Genomic DNA, 7,454 nt, shown 5'->3' with positions numbered 1-7,454 from the left:
GCCCCGGCCGCGCCCACGCCCGCCGCGCGCCCCCGTGCCCTCCCCTGCCGCCCAAGCGCGTGCTAGCCTGCCGCCGAAAGCCCGGAGCACTAGATGGTCGGTCCCGCCCTGCTCGCCGCCCTGCAGCTCGCCGCCCCCGCGGCCGGCCCGCCGGCCCCGCTGCCCGGCGCGGTGCACCACATCAATCCCGTCGCCCGGCGCGAGACCATCGCCTACACCTGCCCGGACGGTGACCGCATTCTGGTCATGGACAGGACTCCGAATCGGCCCGCGAGGCTGCTCGCCGCCGCGCGCAACGGCGCTGCCCGAGGCCGGCCGCGACGCAGCCAACCCGGCGCTCGCGCGCATGATCGTGTCGGCGATCGTCCCCCAATGCGCGGACTCTTCGGACGAGATCCTGATCGTCGGCATGTTCGAGAAGAAGCAGCACATCGTCCATCTGCTGTGGACGGGAGACGAGGTCGTCGTCCCGCCGCCTCAGCGCTTCGGCGGCAGCGCGGAAGACTGCGCGCACTAGGGCCCTTCGCGCTTCGCCGTCCCTCGCGGACGCGCCGCGCGGCGCGCGCCGGAGGGCGCGCGCTTCCGGCCCCCGCGCGTTCCTGCTAGACTGGCCGCGACCAGAGGGGGGCCAGGCCATGTTCGGCATCCAGACTCCGATCGCGCTCGATCCCGGCGTCGGCGGCAATTGCCTCGCCGACACGGGGCTGCAGACCGCGGACATCATCATCTCGACGACGGCCGCGCCGGTGTCCGGAGCGATCCGCATCGGCACAGGATCCGTGGTCAGCCATGCCGCGCTCTTTGTCGGCGCGGGCATGGTCATCGAGGCGGTGGAGCAGGGGGTGGTCAAGCGCAGCCTGCAGGAGTCGCTCGCCCACGCCGCGCTGGCCGTCGCCTACCGGGTGCCCTTCATGACGCCCGCGATCGCGGCGAAGGTGGTGAAGCATGCCGACGCGAACCTCGGCAGCCAGTACACCACGCGCGGCGCGATCCTGTCCGCGGATCCGATCCTCTGCCGGATCGCCGGCGCGCAGCCGGCCGCCTTCTTCTGCTCGCAGCTGGTCATCGACGCGTTCCACAAGGCGGGCGTCGCGCTCACGACGATGCCGGCGCATTGCGTCACGCCGCAGGGGATCGCGAAAATCGCGATCGAGCGCCTCACCTACGTAGGCCATCTGCGGGGCAACCCCTCCTGGTTCCCGATCCTCTCGCCCTGACGGATGAGCAGGTGGACTCGGGGACTCCCAGGGCGCCGGAGGCAATGTTCAGGCCTCGAGCCGCCCGTCCCCAGGTCGTCATCCCGGCGCCATGATGGGGCCCCCATCCCGCGCGCCCGGGGGGCGAGCGGAGCCCCATCATGGATCTCGGGTCGGAAAGGCACCGGCGTGGAGGGCGCTCCCCTACCGCCCGTCCCCAAATCGTCATCCCGGCGAAGGCCGGGATCTCGGGTCGGAAAGGCACCGCGCCCAAGGGAGCGCATCCGCCCGTCCCCAGGTCGTCATCCCGGCGCCATGACGGGGCCCCCATCCCGCGCGCCCGGGGGGCGAGCGGAGCCCCATCATGGATCTCCGGTCGGAAAGGCACCACCCTCCAGCGGCCGCACTTCCTGCTCCCCGCCGCCCTTGCCGTCGCGCGACGCGATGCTAGGCTCGCGGAAAAGCCCCGGAGCGTCCTCGTGCTGCCTCACGCCCTGCTCCTCGCCCTGCAGCTCCCCGGCCCGGCCGCCGCGGCCTCGGCGCCGCCGCCGATCTTCTATCCCTACCGCCGCCCCGCTGCGCAGCGGATGACGGCGGCCTGGACCTGCGCGGACGGCGCCCGGGAGCTTTCGCTGGACACCACGCCGAAGCGGCCGCCGCGGCTGCTCGCCGCGTCGCGGGGCGGCGTCGCGATGCCTCAGGCGAGCCGGGACGCGGTCGACGCGGCGATCGCGCCCCTCGCGATCCTCGCCGTCCAGCCGGAATGCGCGACCAACGCCGATCGGATCAGGATCATCGGCCTGATCGGCCAGCGGCAGCACGCCGTCTGGGTCGATTGGACGGGAAACGAGATCCGGCTCCGCGGTCCGGAGCACGTCCGGCTGATCCCGGCCGAGTGAAGGCCGGGCGCCGCCCGCCGCGCAACGCCCGATCACCTCGCGCGACGAAGCCAGGCCTCCTCCCCCTTGATGAGGAGGAATGTGACGCCGCGCCGGATCATGCCGGGGGCACGATCCGGGCGTCACATGGTGGGGGTGGACTCGAAGCCATGCGAGGCGTTCACGGATGCGCTCACACGCTGAGCCGCCGCCCCAACGCCCCCCTATTCCCCCTTCGCCGTCCCTCCCGCCAGCGCGCGCAACCGCGCCTCGTAGGTGTCGATCATCTCCCGCGCCCGGGCCTCGTGCTCGGCCAGGCTGCCCTCGCCGCCGAAATAGGCCTCGCGCAGGAACGGCTCGGCGGTCGCGCGGCCGCATTGCTCAAAGCCGGCGCGCAGCGGCGCCAGGAACGTCTCCGCATAGGCGATCTCGGCCCGCGCCCGGCGCAGCGGATCGGTGCCGGCCGCGGCCAGCGCCTCGCGGGCGCGCTCGATCCGCGCATCGTCCCGGCTGGTCTCGAGGATCGCCTGCATCGTCGCGGCGATGTCGCCCCAGCGCGCGAGCTCGGCCTCGGGCGCGGCCGACGCGCCGAGATGCGCGGCGATCCGCCGCTGCCGCGCGGCCGGCGCCGCCGCCGCGACCGGCGTGAAGCCATAGGCGCCGACGCACATCTCGGCGACCCGCCCGAGCGCCCCGTCGATCCGCGCCAGGCTCCCCGCCGCCCGCCAGTCGAACGCCTGGGCGGAGGCGGCGGAGGGCCCGGCGAGCGCCAGGGCGAGAATCAGGATGCGCAATGTCTTTCCTCCAGGAGCCGCGCGCGGGTCGCGCGGCGCGGGGGGCGACTGGACTGGAAGGAGCTAAGAGGGGGTTACCATTCCTCCCCGGTACGGGGAATGACGAGGCGCGCCGTGGTCCGACCACGGCTGCAGGCTGCTGGGCGCAGCCTGCACCTCGTCATGACCAGCCGAAGGCGGTGGTGGGGGGGCTGGCACGACCGATACCCGGCCTCCCCTACTCCTCCGCCCTAACCACCGGAGGTGCTGGCTGCTTCGCCTGCGCCGCCAGCGCCTCGTCCAGCCTCTGCAGTTGCTCCGCAGTCCTGCGGGCTTCGGCGCGTCTCTCAGAGGGGAGCCTCTGATCAAGGCTCGCGCGTGTGAGCGCCAGGATGATCTGATAGTTCGATACTCGCGCCATCAGCGTCTCCGCCAAGGCGTGCTGCGCCCCCTCACGCCTCGAACGCCAGACCTGCCGCGCCACCGTCATGCTCCGGACAGCGTCTCTGAAAAATGTCCGATCCGTTGGCGCCATATTCGTGCCCGCACTCTCCGCACCTGAGCACATAGATCGTCTGGTTGTGATCATTCCCTGGTTGGCCGGTAGCGCGGAGGACCTCTTGCCTATTCCGGTTCACGTAGCCGATCTCGGTCGTACCCTTCGCGCTAGACCGGGTGCCGCCCTCCGAACACTCTCCAGCGAGCGTGCCTCCTGCCTCGGCGCCCTCCGTTCCGCGGACCTTGCTCGACAGCTTTCCGATGGCTGCGGCAACGCCGTCGTAGGTCGCGCTCGCGCCGCTTTGCGCCGCGCTCGCGACATAGCCCGATGCGGTCCGCACCTGGCTGACCCCGCCGCTCGCGATGCCCACGGCGGCGGACGCGGCCCACTCCGATGTCTCCTTCAGTACGACAAAGCCGTCCGAGAGCTTGTCCGAGAGCAAGCCGGTAACCTCGCTGAGGTGCCGTCCGAAGCTCTCCGCCGCGCTGCGCACGAACGCCTTGAACTCGGCGATCTGCTCGCTGCTGAGGATTCGCTTGATGCTCGACACCGCAAAGTCGATGATCGACCGGACAAGCTCGATGCCGATCTCCAGGCCGTGGCCGAGACGCAGCAGCAACGCTTCGCGCTCGTTCTCGCTGAGCGCGCCATAGCCGTAATAGACGGCCCCGACGGCGGCGCAGGTCATCGCCACGGGGTTCGACAGCGTGAGCGCCGAGCCGACGGTGACGACCGCGCTCAGCGGATTGCCTAGCAGGATCTGCCCCGCCGCGATCACGACCACCGGCGCGGCATAGCCGATCCCGAACCCGGTCTTCGCCGCCTCGAGCACGCGGCCGGACCGTTCGACGGTCGGGATGTCGGACGTGCGCATCTCGGCGATGTGGCGGTCGATGAACTCGTTGATCGCGCCGGCGACGTGGTAGGTCGCTCCCACCGCGCGCACGATCACGCTGCTGCCAATGTCCAAAGTCAGCTTCGCAGCCATCGCCGCGGTTGCCGCTGTTGCCATATCCCACCCCCCACGGAAACTCTGTCGGACCATTAGACTGGCGAGGTGCGACGCATGCGTCCAGAGGCTTGATGAACGCCAGGCTCGCGGTGCCCTCCCCTTCTACTCCGCCTTCACCACCGGCGGCATTCCGCCCCCTTACGAGGGATGATCAGGCCGCCCTGCGCCCGGCAGCGCCGCGAACTGCCGGGGGCAGTTCACACACGATCATGACCAGCCGTAGCCTCTGCGGAGGCTGGTGGAGGGGCCTGCCCCACGTGCGCCGTAAGCGCCGCGTCGATGCACGCCCAGGACGGCGCGCTCGCCGTCCAGATCACATCCTGCGGCGCCCCCGGCTCCGGTTCGTCGAGCGTGCCGACCATGAACAGGTCGCCATGTGCCCCGCACATGGCTGCCCACTGCCGGGGGCAGCGGGCACCTGTTCATCACCACCAGATGCGCCCGCTCCTCCGACGCGCTGAACATGTGCGTGCCGCACGTCGGGCAAAAGCTCGAATCATATGAACAGGTAGCTATGTCCCCGACATAGCTAGCGACTGCCGGGGGCAGTCGCGACCTGTTCATTTGCCGCTGTCGGCGACGCTGCGATAGTCGGCCAGCGCCCCCTCCACCCGCATCCCGTCGCGCGCAACCATGGTGAGCAGGTCATCATGTTCCCCGAACATGATCGCTTAGCGTGGGGCGCTAAGCGCCTGCTCACTGGTCGAGCCGCTGCCGCAGGCGAGATACTGGCACACCCGGCACCAGCACTGCCGCACCGCGAGGATCGGCGGCGCGGCGGTGTAGCGGATGTCCCACTTCGCGGACTGCGTGTCCTTGACCCAGCCGAGCAGATCTTCCGGATAGAGAGCGAAGTCCTTGTCGTAGCCGCTTGTATCGCCGAGCAGCCAGCCTTGGCCCACCAGCTTCTCGACGACATAGTTTTCGAACGGCTTTTCGTGATGCGCTTCGCTCACCGGGTTCGAGATCAAACCGCGCGAGGACGCCGGCGGCGTGCCCACCGGCGGGGACAAGGACGAGACCGTCCTCAAGCCGATCGGCGCCGGGGGATCGCCCGCCCCCGGCAGCACCCCCGTTTATCTGCTCGACCTCATCCGCCGACTGAACAGCCTGTTCGGGGACAGGGCCGAGCGCCAGAAAGGACTTGCGAGGTTGCGTACGTTGGTCACCGGCGCCCGCGCCGCGGCCGGCGGCGGGAAGCACCAGGTCATCGTGTCGAGCACCCGCCGGCCCTCCTCCTTCCGCACCACCCAGCCGATCCTTCTCGGAAACAGCTCCGGCGGCGGCAGCGGGTCCGGCTCCGGCATGATCAGCGCCGGGTCGATCCCGAACCTGAGCGCCAGCTCCTGCTGCTTGGCCGTCATCCGGTAGCGGTTGCACATTGCGCGGCTCCCCCTGTTGCCGGCTCCTTCTAGCCGCGATCGTCGCACGGACGATAGCGTCGCGGAGCCGGGCAGCCTGCGCGGCCGCCGCCGCACCCTGCGCCCTCCGCTCGGCCGCGCCTTGCTGCCGCGCATGCGCTTCCCGCGCCGCGTTCCGGTCGACGCTCGCGCGCGCTTCTCTCTGCCGCTTTCCATATCCACCGAAGAGTCCCATTTCGCCTCCTCCACCCGGCAAGGCCGGGCCTGTGTCTGCCTGATGCGTGTCCGTGAACGACTCCCCACTGCAACCTGGCGCCAAGTCGCAGCGGGAAGCAGGAAGCCTCCAATCACGCCGCTGGCTACGATTGGCGTTGGGCCAGGGCGGAAGCCTGGGAGGCTTCGGCTCGGATCATTCTTCTGCCCGCCTCAGAACCGCGGCCGCGGCCCGGCGGGATCCGGCGTCGGGCGGATGGGCCTGGAGCGACGTCGGCTCCGCGGCTTCTGCCCGTGTCCGGGATCGGCAATCGTCAGCAACGCAACCGGGACATCGATGTCACGCTCTTCCGGGATCACCCGCACAACGGGATGATCCCCGTGCCGGCACGCGCGTGCCGGCGTCGCCCCCCGTCCCCCTCAGTCCTTCCAGATGACGATCGGCCGCGGCCGCGGCGGCGGGGCCGGCTCGGGCTCGGGCTCCTCGCACTCGCGGGCCTCGATGATCGCGAGGTGGTTCCTCAGCAGGTCCATCACCCGGCCCGCCGCGCCGGGCGTGATCTCGCCCTCGGCGACCGCCGCCATCAGCGCCTTCGACGCCTCGTGGACGTCGGTGCGGCTGTCGAGCGGCGGCAGCGCGAAGGCGACCGGCTCCTCCTTCCCGGCCGGCGCGGCGTGCTGCAGGCACAGGCGCAGCGCGACGAGGTTTCCGTCCAGCGCCTTGGCGACGAGCTGGCGCGTGATCGTCTCGAGCTCGCCCTCGACCAGCGCCTCGACCAGCCGCGTCCGCTTGTTGCGCGCGCCCTGCGGCCGGCCGGGATTGCCCGGCTTGAACTGGGTGGCGGCGCGCCCGCCCGGCGCGACGTGGGTTTCCGGAATGCCTTCGCTCATCATCTGCTCCCTTCGAATCGGGACCGCGCCTGCCTCACGCTTCGTCGCGCGGGCCGGCAAGCGCCGGACGCGCCGGCAGAAGAACAGACATAGAACAGAGTTGCGAAAATGTCAAGTCTTTCCGAGCGGAACGGACCTCGCCATCCTGAGCCGCTCCCTGTCGCTAGCACGTAAAGATGTCCGGCTTTCGTAGCACATCAAATGTCCGCTTCTTTCCTGTTCGACCTGTGGGATCGTGGGCGGTGCGGAGCACCGACCAGGAGGCCACAGGTCGGCCGCCGAGCAGACTTAAGCGGCCGATTTCGTGGGTCCTCCCTGTTCGATGACCAGGCGGCCATCGCTCATGTAGCCGGCGAGGCGCCTCGGACCGTGATAGATCGCGATGGAGCCGTCGCCTTGCTGACGCACCTGGACGGTCGCCTTGACGTAGTGACGGCGGTGACGCTGCTCGGGAATTTGCAGCACCAAGCCCTCGAAGCGGATGCAATTGTCGTTGCTGACGACCCGCTCGTGCTTGGCGCAGAGCACGCCGGCGAGATCGCCGACGAACGGGACAAAGGCATCACCCTCCTCGGCCGCAGCGACCGCGAAGCGGTCATTGTGCTCGAAGATGTAGCTCTCGCTGAGGAAG

At 70.3% G+C, this 7,454-nt stretch carries 9 protein-coding genes; 3 read left to right on the top strand and 6 right to left on the bottom strand.

The annotated features are described in order from the left end of the window. The first annotated feature begins 346 nt into the window (after positions 1 to 346). The 3 genes from E2493_RS22000 (at position 347) to E2493_RS20165 (ending at position 2,095) form a co-directional block, all read left to right on the top strand. Complete coding sequence (locus tag E2493_RS22000) at positions 347 to 517, top strand: hypothetical protein (RefSeq protein ID WP_225421617.1); 171 nt, start codon at positions 347 to 349, stop codon at positions 515 to 517. A gap of 118 nt (positions 518 to 635) precedes the next feature. Further along, the gene (locus tag E2493_RS20170; protein ID WP_135090472.1) at positions 636 to 1,217 is read left to right on the top strand and encodes a YiiX/YebB-like N1pC/P60 family cysteine hydrolase; all 582 of its coding nucleotides are present in this window, start codon (positions 636 to 638) and stop codon (positions 1,215 to 1,217) included. A gap of 458 nt (positions 1,218 to 1,675) precedes the next feature. Continuing rightward, positions 1,676 to 2,095, top strand: coding sequence for a hypothetical protein (locus E2493_RS20165; protein WP_135090470.1), 420 nt, complete (start codon positions 1,676 to 1,678; stop codon positions 2,093 to 2,095). 203 nt (positions 2,096 to 2,298) lie between these two features. Here the strand turns inward: E2493_RS20165 and E2493_RS20160 are convergent, their stop codons facing one another. From E2493_RS20160 to E2493_RS20135, 6 genes are all read right to left on the bottom strand, one after another. Beyond that, complete coding sequence (locus tag E2493_RS20160; protein WP_135090468.1) at positions 2,299 to 2,868, bottom strand: hypothetical protein; 570 nt, start codon at positions 2,866 to 2,868, stop codon at positions 2,299 to 2,301. A gap of 431 nt (positions 2,869 to 3,299) precedes the next feature. Then, complete coding sequence (locus tag E2493_RS21995) at positions 3,300 to 4,358, bottom strand: hypothetical protein (protein ID WP_225421616.1); 1,059 nt, start codon at positions 4,356 to 4,358, stop codon at positions 3,300 to 3,302. 671 nt (positions 4,359 to 5,029) lie between these two features. After that, positions 5,030 to 5,359, bottom strand: coding sequence for a hypothetical protein (locus E2493_RS20150; RefSeq protein ID WP_135090466.1), 330 nt, complete (start codon positions 5,357 to 5,359; stop codon positions 5,030 to 5,032). A 75-nt stretch (positions 5,360 to 5,434) separates the two neighbouring features. After that, on the bottom strand, positions 5,435 to 5,740 hold the full coding sequence (locus E2493_RS20145) for an SOS response-associated peptidase family protein (protein ID WP_135090464.1): 306 nt from the start codon (positions 5,738 to 5,740) through the stop codon (positions 5,435 to 5,437). A 612-nt stretch (positions 5,741 to 6,352) separates the two neighbouring features. After that, the gene (locus tag E2493_RS20140) at positions 6,353 to 6,823 is read right to left on the bottom strand and encodes a DUF5681 domain-containing protein (protein ID WP_135090462.1); all 471 of its coding nucleotides are present in this window, start codon (positions 6,821 to 6,823) and stop codon (positions 6,353 to 6,355) included. A 288-nt stretch (positions 6,824 to 7,111) separates the two neighbouring features. After that, a partial coding sequence (locus tag E2493_RS20135) for a hypothetical protein (RefSeq protein WP_225421412.1) occupies positions 7,112 to 7,454 on the bottom strand: 343 nt, incomplete at its 5' end.

Source organism: Sphingomonas parva (ex Maeng et al. 2020) (assembly GCF_004564275.1).
Taxonomy (GTDB): domain Bacteria; phylum Pseudomonadota; class Alphaproteobacteria; order Sphingomonadales; family Sphingomonadaceae; genus Allosphingosinicella; species Allosphingosinicella parva.
Note: the sequence above shows the minus strand (reverse complement) of the source record. Positions and strands in the feature narration are given on the sequence as shown.

Coding starts and splice junctions, on each gene's coding strand:
- E2493_RS22000 (WP_225421617.1), top strand. CDS start 347: ATGATCGTGTCGGCGATCGTCCCCCAATGCGCGGACTCTTCGGACGAG.
- E2493_RS20170 (WP_135090472.1), top strand. CDS start 636: ATGTTCGGCATCCAGACTCCGATCGCGCTCGATCCCGGCGTCGGCGGC.
- E2493_RS21995 (WP_225421616.1), bottom strand. CDS start 4,358: ATGGCAACAGCGGCAACCGCGGCGATGGCTGCGAAGCTGACTTTGGAC.
- E2493_RS20145 (WP_135090464.1), bottom strand. CDS start 5,740: ATGTGCAACCGCTACCGGATGACGGCCAAGCAGCAGGAGCTGGCGCTC.
- E2493_RS20140 (WP_135090462.1), bottom strand. CDS start 6,823: ATGAGCGAAGGCATTCCGGAAACCCACGTCGCGCCGGGCGGGCGCGCC.